The organism is Citrobacter sp. FDAARGOS_156, from assembly GCF_001559235.2.
GTDB lineage: Bacteria > Pseudomonadota > Gammaproteobacteria > Enterobacterales > Enterobacteriaceae > Citrobacter > Citrobacter youngae.
In genome coordinates this window covers 3,619,877-3,638,414 of sequence record NZ_CP014030.2, presented here as the reverse complement: position 1 = coordinate 3,638,414, position 18,538 = coordinate 3,619,877, and the positions used below count along the sequence as shown (strand labels likewise).

Here is an 18,538-nt window from a genome sequence, read left to right as displayed (position 1 = left end):
ATGTTTGGTGCAAAGCGACAAGTAAAAGAGGCTGATTTGTCAGGTGGACCCACATTAATCACGAAAATTCAGACAACAACATCTTATTACTGACTTCCACCTGCTGAAATCTGACGCATAATAGTTGTTCTACGTTGCTAACGGGCCACTCAGGCCAGGGATGAAAAATGAAACATTTACGCGTAGTGGCCTGTATGCTGATGTTGGCGCTGGCGGGGTGCGATAATAACGATAAGCCGTCGACGACGGCAAAAAATGATACGCCCGCCCCACAGACCACACCGGCAAAAGATCCGGCGCAATTACAAAAGCTGATGCAGCAAAGCCAGGGCAAGCCGTTGACGCTGCTGGATTCCTCAGAAGTCCAGTTGGATGGTGCGGCGACGCTGGTGCTGACTTTTTCTATTCCTCTCGATCCTGAACAAGATTTTTCTCGCGTACTGCACGTTGTCGATAAAAAAAGCGGCAAAGTGGATGGGGCCTGGGAGTTGGCGCCAAACCTGAAAGAGCTACGCTTACGCCATCTCGAACCCAACCGCGAACTGGTGGTGACCATCGAGCGTGATTTGCTGGCGCTGAATAAAGCGACGTTCGCTATCGACTATGAAAAAAATATTACCACCCGCGACGTCCAGCCAAGCGTAGGCTTCGCCAGTCGCGGCTCGCTGCTGCCGGGAAAAGTGATTGAAGGGCTGCCAGTGATGGCCCTTAACGTCAACAGCGTGGATGTGAACTTCTTTCGCGTGAAGCCCGAGTCGCTCGGCGCATTTGTCAGCCAGTGGGAATATCGTAATTCGCTGTCAAACTGGGAGTCAGACAATCTGTTGAAAATGGCGGAACTGGTTTATACCGGGCGCTTTGACCTCAATCCAGCGCGCAATACCCGCGAGATACTGCTGCTGCCGCTTAGCGATATTAAGCCGCTACAGCAGGCGGGCGTTTACATTGCGGTGATGAACCAGGCCGGGCAGTACAACTATAGCAATGCCGCCACGCTGTTCACGCTCAGCGATATTGGCGTGTCTGCGCACCGTTATCATAACCAGTTGGATGTCTTTACGCAGAGTCTGGAAAATGGCGCTGCGCAGCAGGGTATTGAGGTCACCTTACTCAATGAGAAAGGGCAGACGCTGGCGCAGGCTACCAGCGACGCTCAGGGTCATGTCAAACTGGAGACTGATAAAGACGCGGCTTTATTGCTGGCCCGCAAAGACGGGCAAACCACGCTGCTGGATCTGAAGCTCCCGGCGTTGGATCTGGCTGAATTTGATATTGCCGGTGCGCCGGGATACAGCAAACAGTTCTTTATGTTCGGCCCACGCGACCTCTATCGTCCTGGCGAAACGGTGATCCTCAACGGATTACTGCGTGACAGCGACGGCAAAACATTGCCCGACCAACCGGTGAAGCTGGAAGTCGTGAAACCCGACGGACAGGTATTACGCTCGGTAGTTAGCCAACCGGAAAACGGCCTGTACAGTTTTAGCTGGCCGCTGGACAGCAGCGCGCCAACCGGCATGTGGCATATTCGTGCCAATACTGGCGACAACCAGTCGCGGATGTGGGATTTCCACGTCGAAGATTTTATGCCGGAGCGGATGGCGCTTAACCTCGCCGCTAGTAAGATGCCGGTGGCGCCAACTGATGAAGTGAAGTTCTCGGTGGTGGGCTACTACCTGTACGGCGCGCCCGCCAACGGCAATGCGCTGCAAGGCCAGCTTTATCTGCGTCCATTGCGGGATGCGGTACAGGCGTTACCGGGCTTCCAGTTTGGGAATATCGCCGAAGAAAACCTTTCCCGCAGCCTCGATGAAGTTCAGCTCACGCTGGATGACCACGGTCGCGGCGAAGTGACCGCCAACAGCCAGTGGCAGGAGACGCATTCCCCGTTACAGGTCATTCTGCAAGCCAGCCTGCTGGAGTCGGGCGGTCGTCCGGTGACGCGTCGGGTTGAACAAGCCATCTGGCCTGCAGATACGCTGCCGGGCATTCGTCCGCAGTTTGCGGCGAAAGCCGTTTATGACTACCGCACCGATACCACCGTGAATCAGCCTATCGTTGATGAAAACAGCAACGCCGCTTTCGACATTGTGTATGCCGATGCGCAAGGCGAGAAAAAAGCGGTGTCCGGTTTGCAGGTGCGTTTGATCCGTGAACGCCGTGATTATTACTGGAACTGGTCTGAAGGCGAGGGCTGGCAATCACAGTTCGATCAAAAGGATCTGGTTGAAGGTGAGCAGACTCTGGATCTTAAGGCCGATGAAACCGGTAAAGTCAGCTTCCCGGTTGAGTGGGGCGCCTATCGTCTGGAAGTGAAAGCCCCTAATGATGCGGTGAGCAGCGTACGCTTCTGGGCCGGTTATAGCTGGCAGGATAATAGCGACGGCAGTGGGGCTGTGCGTCCCGATCGCGTGACGCTGAAACTGGACAAACCCAGCTATCGTCCCGGTGATACCATGAAGCTGCACGTTGCCGCTCCCGCTGCTGGCAAAGGTTATGCGATGGTGGAATCCAGCGAAGGCCCGCTGTGGTGGCAAGAAATAGACGTACCGGCGGATGGTCTCGATATCTCCATCCCAATCGATAAAACCTGGAATCGCCACGATTTGTATCTTAGTGCGCTGGTGGTTCGTCCTGGCGACAAGTCCCGTTCGGCAACGCCAAAACGGGCGGTCGGTTTACTGCATTTGCCGTTAGGTGACGAAAACCGTCGTCTGGCGCTGGCGCTGGAAAACCCGGCGAAAATACGTCCAAACCAGCCGTTGACCGTCAAGATTAAAGCCAGCGTCAAAAATGGTGACGTACCAAAACAGGTTAACGTGCTGGTCTCTGCCGTTGATAGCGGAGTGCTGAATATTACCGATTACGCCACGCCGGATCCGTGGCAGGCGTTTTTCGGGCAAAAACGCTATGGCGCGGATATTTATGATATTTACGGCCAGGTGATCGAAGGGCAAGGACGTCTGGCAGCGCTGCGCTTTGGTGGTGACGGCGATGAATTAAAACGTGGCGGTAAACCACCGGTCAATCACGTCAATATCGTGGCGCAACAGGCGTTGCCGGTCACGCTTAACGAGCAAGGCGAAGGGTCGGTGACGTTACCTATCGGTGATTTCAACGGCGAGCTGCGGGTAATGGCGCAGGCCTGGACGGCGGATGACTTTGGCAGCAGCGAAAGCAAGGTGATTGTTGCCGCGCCAGTAATTGCTGAACTGAATATGCCGCGTTTTCTGGCGGGAGGCGATACCTCGCGCCTGACGCTGGACGTGACTAACCTGACTGACAAACCGCAAACGCTGAATATTAAGCTCGCGGCCAATGGTTTACTGGAGCTGATGGGGCAAGATCCCGCGCCGGTAAATCTGGCGCCAGGCGTAAGGACTACGCTGTTTATTCCGGTGCGCGCGCGGGAGGGGTTTGGCGATGGCGAAATTCAGGCAGAAATTAGCGGTCTGACTTTACCGGGTGAAACGCTGCCTGTTCAGCATAAGCAGTGGAAGATTGGCGTGCGTCCGGCGTTCCCGGCGCAAACCATTAACAGCGGTGTCGCACTTCAGCCGGGCGCAACCTGGCAACTTCCGGGCGAAGAACTGACGAATTTCTCTCCAGCGACGATGCAGGGACAGCTGCTGTTCAGCGGTAAACCGCCGCTGAATCTGGCGCGCTACATCCGTGAACTGAAAGCTTACCCTTACGGTTGCCTTGAGCAAACGGCGAGCGGGTTGTTCCCGTCTTTATACACCAACGCCGCGCAATTGAAGGCGTTAGGTATTGTAGGCGACAGCGATGAAAAACGTCGCGCGGCAGTCGATATTGGGATTTCCCGTTTAGTGCAGATGCAGCGTGATAACGGCGGTTTCGCGCTGTGGGATAAAAACGGGTCGGAAGAGTACTGGCTGACCGCGTATGTCATGGATTTCCTCGTCCGGGCAAATGAACAGGGCTACAGTGTCCCGGTAGAGGTGATTAATCGGGGCAACGAGCGGCTACTGCGCTATTTGCAGGATCCGGGCATGATGTCGATTCGTTATACCGACGACGCATCCGCGAGCCGCTTTGCCGTCCAGGCTTACGCCGCGCTGGTACTGGCTCGTCAGCAAAAAGCTCCGCTCGGCGCATTGCGTGAGATCTGGGAGCGTCGTGCGCAAGCAGCCTCTGGTTTACCGCTGTTACAACTGGGGATCGCGCTGAAAAATATGGGCGATGCCAACCGCAGTGAACAGGCGTTGACGCTGGCCCTGAATACACCGCGCCGCGATACGCAACAGTGGATGGCGGATTACGGCAGTGCGTTACGGGATAACGCGTTGATGCTGGCCTTACTCGAAGAGAACAAGATCAAACCTGACGTACAGAATACGCTGCTGAACACCTTGTCAGAACAGGCCTTTGGACAGCGCTGGCTCTCGACTCAGGAAAATAATGCGCTGTTCCTTGCCGCGCGTACGTTACAGGACTTGCCTGGCTCGTGGCAGGCGCAAACGTCATTCTCTGAACAACCGTTAGCCGCAGAGAAATCACAGACGCGTAATCTGGATGCCGACGCGCTGTCTACGCTGAGCGTCACCAATACCGGTAATCTACCGCTGTGGCTGCGTCTGGATGTGAGCGGTTATCCGCAAACCTCACCGACGCCTGCCAGCAATGTCCTGCATATTGAACGTCAGATCCTGGGGCTCGACGGGAATAGCAAATCACTGGATTCTCTGCGTAGCGGCGAGCTGGTGCTGGTCTGGCTGGAGGTAAAAGCCAGCCAGAACGTGCCGGATGCGCTGGTGGTCGATTTACTGCCAGCAGGCCTGGAACTGGAAAACCAGAATCTGGCCAACGGCAGCGCCAGCCTGCAGGATAGCGGCAGCGAAGTGGCGAATCTACTCAATCAGATGCAGCAGGCGGATATCCAGCACGTTGAGTTCCGTGACGATCGCTTTGTCGCCGCAGTGGCGGTCAACGAAGGACAGCCGGTGACGCTGGTGTATCTGGCGCGGGCGGTAACGCCGGGGACCTATCAGGTTCCTGTGCCGCAGGTGGAGTCCATGTACGTTCCGCAGTGGCGCGCGACCGGTGCGACAGAGGGACTGTTGATTGTCAGACCGTAAATGATGCGCGGGTTGGGTAAACGCGGCTGCTGGCTCTGGCTGGCAGCCGTTGCACTATTGTTTGTGGCGGCGGTTTGGGCGGCAGATAAAATCTGGCCGCTGCCGCTGCACGAAGTCGATCCGGCGCGGGTCGTGGTGGCCTATGATGGTACGCCGCTCTGGCGCTTCGCCGACGCGGACGGCATCTGGCGGTATCCAGTAACGATTGATGAGGTGTCGCCCCGCTACCTTGAGGCGTTAATTAACTACGAAGACCGTTGGTTCTGGAAACATCCTGGCGTTAATCCTTTCTCAGTACTGCGCGCGGCATGGCAAGACCTCTCCTCTGGGCGTGTGGTTTCTGGCGGCAGTACGCTCACCATGCAGGTCGCACGATTACTCGATCCCCATCCGCGAACCTTCGGCGGCAAGTTTCGCCAACTCTGGCGCGCATTGCAGCTGGAATGGCATCTCTCCAAACGCGACATCCTGACACTGTATCTCAACCGTGCGCCGTTCGGCGGTACGCTGCAGGGCGTGGGGGCGGCAAGCTGGGCTTATTTTGGTAAATCACCTGCGCAATTGAGTTATTCCGATGCCGCGCTGCTGGCCGTGCTGCCGCAGGCACCGAGCCGCCTGCGCCCGGATCGCTGGCCGGACCGTGCTGAAGCGGCGCGCAATAAAGTACTCGAACGCATGGCAACGCAGGGCATTTGGCCTGCCAGACAGGTGCAGGAGTCGCGTGAAGAACCGGTCTGGCTGGCGCCCCGGCAAATGCCGCAGTTAGCACCGTTATTCTCGCGCATGATGCTGGGAAAAAGCCGGAGCGATAAAATCGTGACTACCCTTGATGCCGGATTGCAGCGTCAACTGGAAGAGCTGGCGCAAAACTGGAAAGGGCGCTTACCTGCGCGCAGTTCGCTGGCGATGATTGTGGTCGATCACACCGATATGAGCGTGCGTGGCTGGGTCGGCTCGGTAGATATGAATGACGACTCCCGTTTTGGTCATGTGGATATGGTGAATGCGATCCGTTCGCCGGGCTCGGTGCTAAAGCCGTTTGTTTATGGTCTCGCGCTGGATGACGGACTCATTCATCCGGCTTCATTGTTGCAGGATGTACCGCGTCGAACCGGGGATTATCGACCAGGGAATTTTGACAGTGGTTTTCATGGCCCGGTGAGTATGAGCGAAGCGCTGGTGCGCTCGCTAAATTTACCCGCCGTGCAGGTACTCGAAGCCTATGGTCCGAAGCGTTTTGCCGCATCGTTACGTAACGTTGGCTTACCGCTGTATCTTCCCGCAGGGGCCGCACCGAATCTGTCGCTGATTTTAGGTGGTGCGGGGGCAAGGCTGGAAGATATGGCCGCAGCGTACAGCGCCTTTGCCCGCCAGGGAAAAGCGGGAAAACTGCGTCTGCAGCCAGACGATCCGCTGCTGGAACGTCCGTTGATGTCGGCGGGCGCGGCGTGGATTATTCGCCGCATTATGGCTGACGAAGCGCAACCGCTGCCGGATAACGCGCTGAGCCGCGTGGTGCCGTTGGCGTGGAAAACGGGCACCAGCTATGGCTATCGCGATGCGTGGGCGATTGGTGTTAACGCCCGTTATGTGATTGGCATCTGGACCGGCAGGCCAGACGGTACGCCGGTGGTGGGACAGTTTGGTTTTGCCAGCGCCGTGCCGTTGCTCAATCAGGTCAACAATCTTTTGCTCTCTCGCGGGACAAATCAGCCGGAAGATCCACGCCCTGAATCCGTGAGTCGCGGTGTGGTGTGCTGGCCGGGCGGGCAATCTCTTGCCCCCAGTGACAGCAACTGCCGTCGCCGTCTGGCAACCTGGTTACTGGATGGCAGTCAGCCGCCAACGTTATTATTGCCCGAACAGGAAGGGGTTAATGGCATTCGTTTTCCTGTCTGGCTGGATGATGAAGGCAAACGTGTGGCGGCGGATTGCCCCCAGGCGCACGAGCAAACGTTAATCGTCTGGCCGTTGCCGCTGGAGCCATGGTTACCGGAGTCAGAGCGCCGTGGGGCAAGGCTACCGCCGGTTTCTGCCACGTGTCCGCCGCTGGGACAGGATGCTTCGCAGCCGTTGCAGTTGACAGGCATTCGTGATGGCGCGATTGTGAGACGTTTACCCGGTTCTGCTCAAGCCTCATTGCCGGTGCAAACCAGCGGTGGGAGCGGTGAACGCTGGTGGTTTCTTAACGGTGAAAGGCTGGATGAACGCGGACGTCGTCTTACGCTACGGCTGGCGACTAAAGGGGATTATCAACTGCTGGTGATGGATGACGCCGGACAGGTGGCGGCGGTGAGATTTTCGTTGCAGTAGACCAGTTGGTCACTGTTTGTTGCTAAAATTCATCTTATTTTAAAGAAATGTTATCTTCGTCAATAGTCAATTGCCGGGATGCTCTTTATAATCCGCGCCAGGTAAACCACAACAAAACATCTTTTTCAGAGGTAATCATGGCTATTGAACGTACTTTTTCCATCATCAAACCAAACGCGGTGGCAAAAAACGTTATTGGGAGCATCTTTGCGCGCTTTGAAGCAGCAGGGTTCAAAATTGTCGGCACTAAAATGCTGCACCTGACCGTTGAGCAGGCACGCGGCTTCTACGCCGAGCATGATGGCAAGCCGTTCTTTGACGGTCTGGTTGAATTCATGACCTCTGGTCCGATCGTTGTTTCTGTGCTGGAAAGCGAAAATGCCGTACAGCGCCACCGCGATCTGCTGGGTGCAACCAACCCGGCAAATGCGCTGGCAGGTACGCTGCGCGCAGATTACGCTGACAGTTTTACTGAGAACGGCACCCATGGTTCTGACTCCGTTGAATCTGCGGCGCGTGAAATCGCCTATTTCTTTGGGGAAGGCGAGGTTTGCCCGCGCACTCGCTAATCTCCCGCGTCTTTCACGTTGCAGATGCGTTGGCTGCATTCGTTTACCCCGGTCACATAGTTTTCTATGCTCCCGGGGATGCTCGAACTTGCCGCCTTCCTGCGACGCGAAATCCTTTGGAGATGAATTAGCGATTTACATATTATTTTCGCTAATGCTTCGTGCAAACGTGGCATCCCTGCGCCAGACTTTGTACAATGCAACGCCCCGGAAGAGCAGATCGCTTGCCGGGGCGTTTCTTTTTAACCCTCCACGGGCCACAACGTGTAACAACGAGGCCGGAAAAAATTATGTCTGAATTAGTTAACACCTCTGAAGTCGTCATTCCTGCGGTTCCAAATAAAAATGGAAAAATTAACCTGCTGGATCTGAACCGTCAGCAAATGCGCGAATTCTTCAAAGAGATGGGCGAAAAACCGTTTCGTGCCGATCAGGTCATGAAGTGGATGTACCACTATTGCAGCGACAACTTTGATGACATGACTGACATCAATAAGGTGCTGCGTAACAAGCTGAAAGAAGTGGCTGAAATTCGCGCCCCGGAAGTGGTGGAAGAGCAGCGCTCCTCTGACGGTACGATCAAATGGGCCATCGCGGTTGGCGATCAGCGCGTAGAAACCGTGTATATCCCGGAAGACGATCGCGCCACCCTGTGTGTTTCTTCACAGGTCGGTTGCGCATTAGAGTGTAAATTCTGCTCTACGGCGCAACAGGGCTTTAACCGTAACCTGCGAGTGTCGGAAATCATTGGTCAGGTCTGGCGTGCGGCGAAAATCGTCGGCGCGGTGAAAGCAACGGGCGTGCGTCCTATCACCAACGTGGTGATGATGGGGATGGGCGAGCCGCTGCTTAACCTGACCAACGTCGTTCCGGCGATGGAAATCATGCTGGACGACTTTGGTTTTGGGCTGTCCAAGCGTCGCGTCACGCTCTCCACCTCAGGCGTTGTCCCTGCGCTGGATAAACTGGGCGATATGATCGACGTTGCGCTGGCGATTTCTTTGCATGCGCCAAATGATGAAATTCGTGACGAAATTGTACCTATCAACAAAAAGTACAATATCGAAACGTTCCTCGGGGCTGTGCGCCGTTATCTGGAGAAATCCAATGCGAATCAGGGCCGTGTGACCATTGAGTATGTGATGTTAGATCACATCAATGACGGCACTGAGCATGCTCATCAGCTGGCAGAACTGCTGAAAGATACGCCGTGTAAGATCAACCTGATCCCGTGGAACCCGTTCCCGGGCGCGCCGTATGGTCGCAGCTCCAACAGCCGTATCGATCGTTTCTCCAAAGTGTTGATGAGCTATGGTTTCACCACCATCGTGCGTAAAACACGAGGCGATGACATCGATGCAGCCTGCGGTCAGCTGGCGGGCGACGTTATTGACCGTACCAAGCGTACTCTGCGTAAGCGTATGCAGGGTGATGCTATCGACATCAAGACCGTTTGATGTTGAGTGCACTACGGTATAATTAATGTACCGTAGTGCAACGTAAACCAGATGAGGTTCTTTGTTGTTGTCGTCAGGTCAATAATAACGGTGCGTTTTTGTCGACTTTAAGGCAGTATGTAACGGCGCAACAAGCGTTTAGCCCTCAGGTTTACGCTGTTTTGTCATTGATGGTCTGACGGTTTTATACTGTCTGACGAAGGTTAACTGACCAGATGTTTCGCGGTGTGGGTGAGCATTGTGGCTCGCCGGCATCAGAACCCAAATATTACGCAGCTGTAGCGAATGAATACTGAAGCCACGCACGACAAAAATGAAGCACTCTCCACCGGCGTTCGTCTGCGCAATGCCCGTGAACAACTCGGATTCAGCCAACAGGTGGTCGCGGAACGACTCTGCCTGAAGGTTTCCACGGTACGCGATATTGAAGAAGATAAGGCACCAGCCGATCTCGCTTCAACATTCCTGCGCGGGTATATCCGTTCTTATGCGCGTCTGGTGCATATTCCTGAAGAAGAACTGTTGCCAGGGCTGGAAAAACAGGCTCCGATTCGTCCTGCCAACGTCGCACCGATGCAAAGTTTTTCGCTCGGTAAGCGTCGTAAGAAACGCGACGGCTGGCTAATGACCTTTACCTGGCTGGTACTGTTTGTCGTTGTCGGACTGACCGGTGCCTGGTGGTGGCAGAACCATAAAGCGCAGCAGGAAGAGATCACCACCATGGCCGATCAATCCTCTGCTGAGCTGAATGCTGGTAAAGATAACGCACAGAGTGTGCCGCTGGATACCAGCGCCTCTGCAAGCCAGGACAGTACACCGGCTCCGGATGATGGTGCAGTGGCTGATGCCGCTCAAACGCCGGATACCGCAGCGACTCCGGCTCCTGGCGCAGATCAAAACGCCGTTGTGGCTCCGTCTCAGGCCAATGTTGATACTGCAGCGACCACACCCACTGCACCGGCGACAGCGGCACCGCTGCCGACTGACCAAGCTGGTGTCACTACACCGGCTGGCGATCCTAACGCGCTGGTGATGAACTTTACCGCCGATTGCTGGCTGGAAGTCACCGATGCGACCGGTAAAAAACTGTTCAGCGGGATGCAGCGTAAAGACGGCAATCTGAATTTGACCGGTCAGGCACCGTACAAACTGAAGATTGGTGCTCCGGCGGCAGTGCAGATTCAGTTCCAGGGTAAACCTGTCGATCTGAGTCGTTTTATCAGAACTAACCAGGTTGCGCGTCTGACCGTTAATGCCGAACAATCACCGGCTCAGTAACAGACGGCAATGCGGGAGATTTTTTAATGCATAACCAGGCTCCAATTCAACGTAGAAAATCGACACGCATTTACGTTGGGAACGTGCCGATCGGCGATGGTGCGCCCATCGCCGTACAGTCTATGACTAATACGCGTACCACGGATGTGGAAGCGACGGTTAATCAGATTAAAGCGCTGGAACGCGTAGGCGCAGACATTGTTCGTGTCTCTGTACCGACAATGGATGCCGCAGAAGCGTTCAAGCTTATCAAACAGCAGGTTAACGTCCCGCTGGTTGCCGATATTCACTTCGACTATCGTATCGCGCTGAAGGTGGCGGAATACGGCGTTGATTGCCTGCGTATTAACCCAGGTAATATCGGCAGTGAAGAGCGTATTCGCATGGTGGTGGACTGCGCTCGTGATAAAAATATTCCTATCCGTATCGGCGTCAACGCCGGATCGCTGGAAAAAGATCTGCAGGAAAAATACGGTGAACCGACGCCGCAGGCGCTGCTGGAGTCCGCAATGCGCCATGTGGATCACCTCGATCGTCTGAACTTCGATCAATTCAAAGTCAGCGTTAAAGCGTCTGATGTTTTCCTTGCCGTAGAATCCTATCGCCTGCTGGCGAAACAGATCGATCAACCTCTGCATCTGGGGATCACCGAAGCCGGTGGCCTGCGTAGCGGCTCGGTAAAATCCGCGATCGGTTTAGGATTGCTGCTGTCTGAAGGGATCGGCGATACGCTGCGCGTATCTCTGGCGGCCGATCCGGTAGAAGAGATCAAAGTTGGCTTCGACATCCTGAAATCGCTGCGCATTCGTGCGCGTGGCATCAACTTTATCGCTTGCCCAACCTGCTCGCGTCAGGAGTTTGACGTTATCGGTACAGTGAACGCGCTGGAGCAACGTCTGGAAGATATTATTACGCCAATGGACGTTTCGATCATCGGTTGTGTGGTAAACGGCCCTGGTGAAGCGCTGGTTTCTACGCTGGGCGTGACGGGCGGTAACAAGAAAAGCGGCCTGTATGAAGACGGCGTGCGTAAGGACCGACTCGATAACGACGATATGATCACGCAGCTCGAAGCCCGTATTCGCGCCAAAGCGAGTATTCTGGACGAAGCGCGACGCATTGACGTGCAGCAGCTTGAAAAATAATAACGTGATGGGAAGCGGCGTGCTTCCCGTGTATGATTGAACCCGCATGGCGCCCGTATTATCCGGGTTAGCGCTGAGGGTTCATTTTTATATCCATAAAGAGAATAAACGTGGCAAAAAACATTCAAGCCATTCGCGGCATGAACGATTATCTGCCTGGCGAAACCGCCATCTGGCAGCGCATTGAAGGCACTCTTAAAAACGTGCTCGGCAGCTACGGTTACAGTGAAATCCGCTTGCCGATTGTAGAGCAGACCCCGTTATTCAAACGCGCGATCGGTGAAGTCACCGACGTCGTTGAAAAAGAGATGTATACCTTTGAGGACCGCAATGGCGATAGCCTGACCCTGCGCCCTGAAGGCACTGCGGGCTGCGTACGCGCCGGCATCGAACATGGTCTCCTGTACAATCAGGAACAGCGTCTGTGGTATATCGGGCCGATGTTCCGCCACGAACGTCCGCAAAAAGGACGCTATCGTCAATTCCATCAGTTGGGTTGCGAAGTGTTTGGCCTGCAAGGCCCGGACATCGATGCTGAACTCATTCTGCTGACCGCCCGCTGGTGGCGTGCGTTGGGGATTTCTCAGCATGTCAGCCTTGAGCTGAACTCCATTGGGTCGCTTGAAGCCCGTGCGAACTACCGTGATGCGCTGGTCGCTTATCTGGAACAGTATAAAGATAAACTGGACGAAGACTGTAAGCGGCGCATGTACACCAACCCGCTGCGCGTGCTCGACTCCAAAAACCCGGAAGTACAGGCGCTGTTGAACGACGCGCCTGCGCTGGGCGACTATCTGGATGACGACTCGCGCGAGCATTTTGCGGGCTTGTGCAAACTGCTGGAGTCCGCAGGTATTGCCTACACCGTCAATCAGCGTCTGGTTCGTGGTCTTGATTACTACAACCGCACCGTATTTGAGTGGGTCACTACCAGCCTGGGCTCACAGGGTACCGTCTGTGCAGGTGGCCGTTATGACGGTCTGGTAGAGCAACTTGGCGGCCGCGCAACGCCGGCCGTAGGCTTTGCCATGGGCCTGGAACGACTTGTTTTGTTAGTTCAGGCAGTTAATCCGGAATTTAACGCCGATCCTGTTGTCGATATATACCTGGTCGCTTCGGGGGCAGACACGCAGTCGGCGGCAATGCGGCTTGCAGAACGTCTGCGCGATGAAGTTCCTGGTGTGAAACTGATGACAAACCACGGCGGCGGCAACTTTAAGAAACAGTTTGCCCGCGCCGATAAGTGGGGCGCCCGCGTTGCACTGGTACTGGGTGAGTCCGAAGTGGCTGACGGTACCGTTGTAGTGAAGGATTTGCGCTCTGGTGAGCAAACGGCAGTAGCGCAGGATAGCGTTGCCACGCATTTGCGCACTCTACTGGGCTAAGGAGAAGGACAGCGTGGAAATTTACGAGAACGAACACGACCAGGTTGATGCGGTAAAACGCTTCTTTGCTGAAAACGGCAAAGCGCTGGTTGTTGGGGTAATTTTAGGGGTTGGCGCGCTGGTCGGCTGGCGTTACTGGACCAGTCATCAGACGGAGTCCGCACGCTCTGCTTCTCTGGCGTATCAAAATACGGTGACTGCGGTTAGCGCAGGTAAGCCTGATAGCATTCCTGCCGCAGAGAAATTTGCCGCAGAGAACAAAAATACTTACGGCGCATTAGCGTCAATGGAACTGGCACAGCAGTTTGTTGACCAAAACGAACTAGAGAAAGCCGCGGCCCAGTTACAACAAGGCCTGGCTGCCACCAGCGATGAGAATCTCAAAGCGGTGCTTAATCTGCGTCTTGCTCGTGTTCAGGTTCAGCTTAAGCAGGCTGATACCGCGCTGAAAACACTCGATACCATTAAAGGTGAAGGGTGGGCGGCAATTGTGGCCGATCTGCGTGGTGAAGCGTTGCTGAGCAAAGGCGACAAACAAGGTGCGCGTAGCGCATGGGAAGCGGGTGTGAAAAGCGATGCCTCTCCTGCTCTGAGCGAAATGATGCAGATGAAAATCAATAATTTGTCCATCTGAGAGGGACCCGATGCAATTGCGTAAATTACTTCTGCCAGGGCTGCTTTCCGTTACCCTATTGAGCGGCTGTTCACTGTTTAGTGGCGAAGAAGATGTCGTTAAGATGTCCCCGTTACCGGTGGTTGAAAACCAGTTTACTCCGTCTACTGCCTGGAGCACTTCTGTAGGCAACGGTATTGGTGATTTCTACTCCAACCTTCATCCTGCACTGGCGGATAACGTGGTCTATGCTGCCTCTCGCGCCGGTGTGGTGAAAGCGCTGAACGCAGACGACGGCAAAGAAGTCTGGTCTGTTAATCTGGGTGAGAAAGACGGCTGGTTCTCCCGTGCATCTGCTCAGCTTTCTGGCGGAGTCACCGTGTCCGGCGGCCATGTTTATATTGGCAGCGAAAAAGCACAGGTTTATGCGCTGAACACCAGCGACGGCACAACCGCATGGCAGACGAAAGTTGCCGGGGAAGCGCTGTCTCGCCCGGTGGTGAGCGATGGCATGGTGTTAATCCACACCAGCAACGGCCAGTTGCAGGCCTTGAACGAAGCTGATGGCGCCATCAAATGGACCGTTAACCTCGATATGCCTTCTCTGTCACTGCGCGGCGAATCTGCTCCAGCGACCGCCTTTGGCGCAGCTATTGTGGGTGGCGATAATGGTCGCGTAAGTGCCGTACTGATGCAGCAGGGCCAGATGATTTGGCAGCAGCGTATCTCTCAGGCCACTGGCCCAACCGAAATCGATCGTCTGAGTGATGTCGATACCACGCCGGTTATCGTCAATGGCGTAGTTTACGCACTGGCTTATAATGGTAACCTGACGGCGCTGGATCTGCGCAGTGGCCAGATCATGTGGAAACGTGAGCTCGGCTCGGTGAATGATTTCATCGTCGATGGTAATCGTATCTATCTGGTTGATCAGAATGACCGTGTGCTGGCGCTGACCACCGACGGCGGCGTGACGCTGTGGACGCAAAGCGATCTGCTGCACCGTCTGCTGACGTCTCCGGCTCTGTATAACGGTAACCTGGTCGTAGGCGATAGCGAAGGCTACCTGCACTGGATTAACGTTGAAGATGGTCGCTTTGTCGCTCAGCAGAAAGTCGATAGCTCAGGTTTCCTGACCGAGCCGGTCGCTGCTGATGGTAAACTGCTGATCCAGGCGAAAGACGGTACGCTGTACTCCATTACGCGTTAATCGTCCTGGCCGCTCGCTTTGAAAAACGGCTCCTGGTGCAGGGGCCGTTTTACTGTTTTTAACAATGGCGCAAAAATAGCGTCCGTTGTCTGATGATTTTTTAAATGAGGCTTTAAACATGGTACCTGTGGTCGCGCTTGTCGGGCGCCCTAACGTTGGCAAATCCACGTTATTTAACCGTCTAACTCGCACCCGAGATGCGCTGGTTGCGGATTTCCCGGGTCTGACTCGTGACCGTAAGTACGGTCGTGCGGAAATTGAAGGCCGCGAGTTTATCTGCATTGATACTGGTGGTATTGATGGCACCGAAGACGGTGTTGAAACCCGAATGGCTGAGCAGTCGTTGCTGGCTATCGAAGAAGCGGACGTTGTGCTGTTTATGGTGGATGCGCGTGCTGGCCTGATGCCGGCAGATGAAGCCATTGCCAAGCATCTGCGTGCGCGCCAGAAACCAACCTTCCTTGTTGCCAACAAAACTGACGGACTCGATCCGGATCAGGCTGTTGTCGATTTCTATTCACTGGGGCTGGGCGAAATTTACCCCATCGCGGCGTCCCATGGTCGCGGCGTCCTCAGCCTGCTGGAGCATGTTCTGCTGCCGTGGATGGATGATATCGCACCGCAGGAAGAAGTGGATGAAGATGCGGAATACTGGGCGAAACTGGAAGCCGAGGAAAACGGCGAAGAAGAGCCTGAAGACGACTTCAATCCGCAGGATCTGCCGATCAAACTGGCGATTGTCGGGCGTCCGAACGTAGGTAAGTCTACACTGACTAACCGTATTCTTGGCGAAGACCGCGTGGTGGTTTACGACATGCCGGGGACCACGCGTGACAGTATTTATATCCCAATGCAGCGTGATGAGCGCGAATATGTGCTGATTGACACTGCGGGTGTACGTAAGCGCGGTAAAATTACCGAAGCGGTAGAAAAATTCTCCGTAATCAAAACGTTGCAGGCAATTGAAGATGCCAACGTGGTGATGCTGGTGATTGACGCTCGCGAAGGGATCTCCGATCAGGACCTCTCGCTGTTGGGCTTTATCCTCAATAGTGGGCGCTCACTTGTTATCGTCGTCAACAAGTGGGATGGCCTGACGCAGGAAGTGAAAGAACAGGTAAAAGAGACACTGGACTTCCGTCTGGGCTTTATCGACTTTGCCCGTGTTCACTTTATCTCCGCGCTGCACGGCAGCGGTGTAGGTAACCTGTTCGAATCCGTGCGCGAAGCGTATGACAGCTCAACCCGTCGCGTCAGCACCGCGATGCTGACTCGCATCATGACCATGGCAGTAGAAGATCATCAGCCGCCGCTGGTGCGTGGTCGCCGTGTGAAGCTTAAGTACGCACACGCCGGTGGTTATAACCCGCCGATTGTGGTGATCCACGGTAACCAGGTGAAAGACCTGCCGGATTCATACAAGCGCTATCTGATGAACTACTTCCGCAAATCACTGGAAGTCATGGGTACACCAATCCGTATTCAGTTCAAGGAAGGGGAAAACCCGTTTGCCAACAAACGTAATACACTGACGCCAACGCAGATGCGTAAGCGTAAGCGTTTGATTAAGCACATCAAAAAAAGCAAGTAACCTTGCTGATGGCGATAGAGGCCCGTGTAAATCGCGGGCTTTTTTTCGCCTGTACCTGTCTGTTTGCTGTCAATGACTATTCGCTTTTTACCAAGTTTAAATCTAAGAAAGTAGACAATTGTCGAATTTTCATCTTAAAGTCACCCGGTTGGTACTAGACAAAACTACTGTCAGGTTATCAAATGGTTAAATAACTCTTCGCCGTATGTAAAAAATCGACCAGCTACGTAACTGGCCGGCGTACATCACGGTGTTTACAAGCACACGACATATCTTTTCGGGAGAATTATGCAATCCTCTGTTAATCAAAAAGAAAGCCGAACTTTCTTCGGTCATCCTTATCCGCTCGGCTCATTGTTCTTTACTGAGATGTGGGAGCGTTTTTCGTTTTATGGCATTCGTCCGTTACTGATCCTGTTTATGGCGGCTACCGTTTATGACGGCGGTATGGGGCTGGCGCGTGAAAATGCCTCGGCGATTGTCGGTATCTTTGCCGGTACGATGTATCTTGCCGCGTTGCCGGGTGGCTGGCTGGCGGATAACTGGCTCGGCCAACAAAAGGCGGTATGGTATGGCTCCATCCTGATTGCGCTTGGTCACCTGTCGATTGCGCTCTCGGCCATCATGGGTGACAACCTGTTCTTTATCGGCCTGATGTTTATCGTGCTCGGCTCTGGTCTGTTCAAGACCTGTATCTCGGTGATGGTCGGCACGCTGTATAAAAAAGGCGATGCGCGTCGTGATGGCGGTTTCTCGCTGTTCTATATGGGCATCAACATGGGCTCCTTCATCGCGCCGTTGATCTCCGGGTGGCTGATTAAATCTCATGGCTGGCATTGGGGTTTTGGAATCGGTGGCATCGGGATGTTGGTCGCGTTAATTATCTTCCGCGTATTTGCTGTTCCGGCGATGAAACGCTACGACAGCGAAGTCGGGCTGGACTCTACCTGGAACAGCCCGGTTGTGAAGCGTAACGGTGTGGGCGCGTGGCTGCTGGCGCTTGCTGTGGGTGTGGCGGTTATCGTTACGCTGATTGCGCAGGGCGTGATTGTGATTAACCCGGTCGCGGTAGCCAGCGTGCTGGTGTATGTGATTGCGGCATCCGTAGCCCTCTACTTCATCTACCTGTTTGTCTTTGCGGGGCTGAACCGTAAAGAGCGCGCCAGACTGTTGGTCTGCTTTATTCTGCTGGTTTCCGCGGCCTTCTTCTGGTCGGCATTTGAGCAAAAACCAACGTCGTTTAACCTGTTCGCTAACGACTACACTAATCGTATGATCGGCGATTTTGAAATCCCGGCAGTGTGGTTCCAGTCGATCAACGCGCTGTTTATCATCTTGCTGGCACCAGTGTTCAGCTGGGCGTGGCCGAAGCTTGCCAGCATGAACATTCGCCCGAGCAGCATCACCAAGTTCGTTATCGGTATTCTGTGTGCCGCAGCGGGTTTTGGCCTGATGATGCTGGCAGCGCAAAACGTGCTGAATAATGGTGGTGCAGGCGTTTCGCCATTCTGGCTGGTGGGTAGTATTCTGATGCTGACGCTTGGCGAACTGTGTCTGAGCCCGATTGGTCTGGCAACCATGACGCTGCTGGCGCCGGAAAGAATGCGTGGACAGATGATGGGTCTGTGGTTCTGCGCCAGTGCGCTGGGTAACCTGGCCGCGGGTCTGATTGGTGGCCATGTGAAGGCTGACCAACTGGATATGCTGCCGGATCTCTTCGCGCGCTGTTCGATTGCGCTGCTGATCTGCGCTGCAGTACTGATCGTCCTCATTGTTCCGATTCGTCGCATGCTGGAGAATACGCAAACTAAACCGGTGACCAGCGCCTGATAACACTTCGATTGTGCCGGGGCAGACGTTATGTCCCGGCCATTTAAT

General features: G+C 54.6%; 11 protein-coding genes. All 11 read left to right on the top strand.

The features are described 5' to 3' along the window. The first annotated feature begins 167 nt into the window (after positions 1 to 167). The 11 genes from AL515_RS17905 to AL515_RS17850 all read left to right on the top strand — a co-directional run bounded on the left by AL515_RS17905 (position 168) and on the right by AL515_RS17850 (position 18,490). Positions 168 to 5,099, top strand: a complete 4,932-nt coding sequence (locus AL515_RS17905; protein WP_061068337.1) for an alpha-2-macroglobulin family protein — start codon at positions 168 to 170, stop codon at positions 5,097 to 5,099. Next, the gene (gene pbpC, locus AL515_RS17900) at positions 5,100 to 7,412 is read left to right on the top strand and encodes a peptidoglycan glycosyltransferase PbpC (protein WP_061068336.1); all 2,313 of its coding nucleotides are present in this window, start codon (positions 5,100 to 5,102) and stop codon (positions 7,410 to 7,412) included. It begins immediately after the preceding gene. Between the two features lie 137 nt (positions 7,413 to 7,549). Continuing rightward, positions 7,550 to 7,981 carry a nucleoside-diphosphate kinase gene (gene ndk, locus AL515_RS17895; protein WP_003037710.1) on the top strand — a complete coding sequence of 144 codons (432 nt, stop codon included), beginning with the start codon at positions 7,550 to 7,552 and terminating at the stop codon, positions 7,979 to 7,981. A 290-nt stretch (positions 7,982 to 8,271) separates the two neighbouring features. Continuing rightward, entirely contained in the window at positions 8,272 to 9,438 is a 1,167-nt protein-coding gene (locus AL515_RS17890; protein WP_003037713.1) for a bifunctional tRNA (adenosine(37)-C2)-methyltransferase TrmG/ribosomal RNA large subunit methyltransferase RlmN, read from the top strand. A gap of 285 nt (positions 9,439 to 9,723) precedes the next feature. Further along, positions 9,724 to 10,716 (top strand): cytoskeleton protein RodZ, encoded by a 993-nt coding sequence (rodZ, locus tag AL515_RS17885; RefSeq protein ID WP_061068335.1) that lies wholly within the window; start codon positions 9,724 to 9,726, stop codon positions 10,714 to 10,716. 26 nt (positions 10,717 to 10,742) lie between these two features. After that, complete coding sequence (gene ispG / locus AL515_RS17880) at positions 10,743 to 11,861, top strand: flavodoxin-dependent (E)-4-hydroxy-3-methylbut-2-enyl-diphosphate synthase (protein ID WP_003037720.1); 1,119 nt, start codon at positions 10,743 to 10,745, stop codon at positions 11,859 to 11,861. A 110-nt stretch (positions 11,862 to 11,971) separates the two neighbouring features. Beyond that, a complete protein-coding gene (gene hisS / locus AL515_RS17875; protein WP_061068334.1) occupies positions 11,972 to 13,246 on the top strand; it encodes a histidine--tRNA ligase in 1,275 nt (424 codons plus the stop codon). A 13-nt stretch (positions 13,247 to 13,259) separates the two neighbouring features. Continuing rightward, entirely contained in the window at positions 13,260 to 13,880 is a 621-nt protein-coding gene (locus AL515_RS17870) for a YfgM family protein (RefSeq protein WP_005120429.1), read from the top strand. 10 nt (positions 13,881 to 13,890) lie between these two features. Beyond that, positions 13,891 to 15,069, top strand: a complete 1,179-nt coding sequence (gene bamB, locus AL515_RS17865; RefSeq protein WP_048210928.1) for an outer membrane protein assembly factor BamB — start codon at positions 13,891 to 13,893, stop codon at positions 15,067 to 15,069. A 118-nt stretch (positions 15,070 to 15,187) separates the two neighbouring features. Next, on the top strand, positions 15,188 to 16,660 hold the full coding sequence (gene der, locus AL515_RS17855) for a ribosome biogenesis GTPase Der (protein ID WP_048210929.1): 1,473 nt from the start codon (positions 15,188 to 15,190) through the stop codon (positions 16,658 to 16,660). A gap of 288 nt (positions 16,661 to 16,948) precedes the next feature. Beyond that, complete coding sequence (locus AL515_RS17850; RefSeq protein ID WP_061068333.1) at positions 16,949 to 18,490, top strand: peptide MFS transporter; 1,542 nt, start codon at positions 16,949 to 16,951, stop codon at positions 18,488 to 18,490. The last annotated feature ends 48 nt before the right edge of the window (positions 18,491 to 18,538 follow it).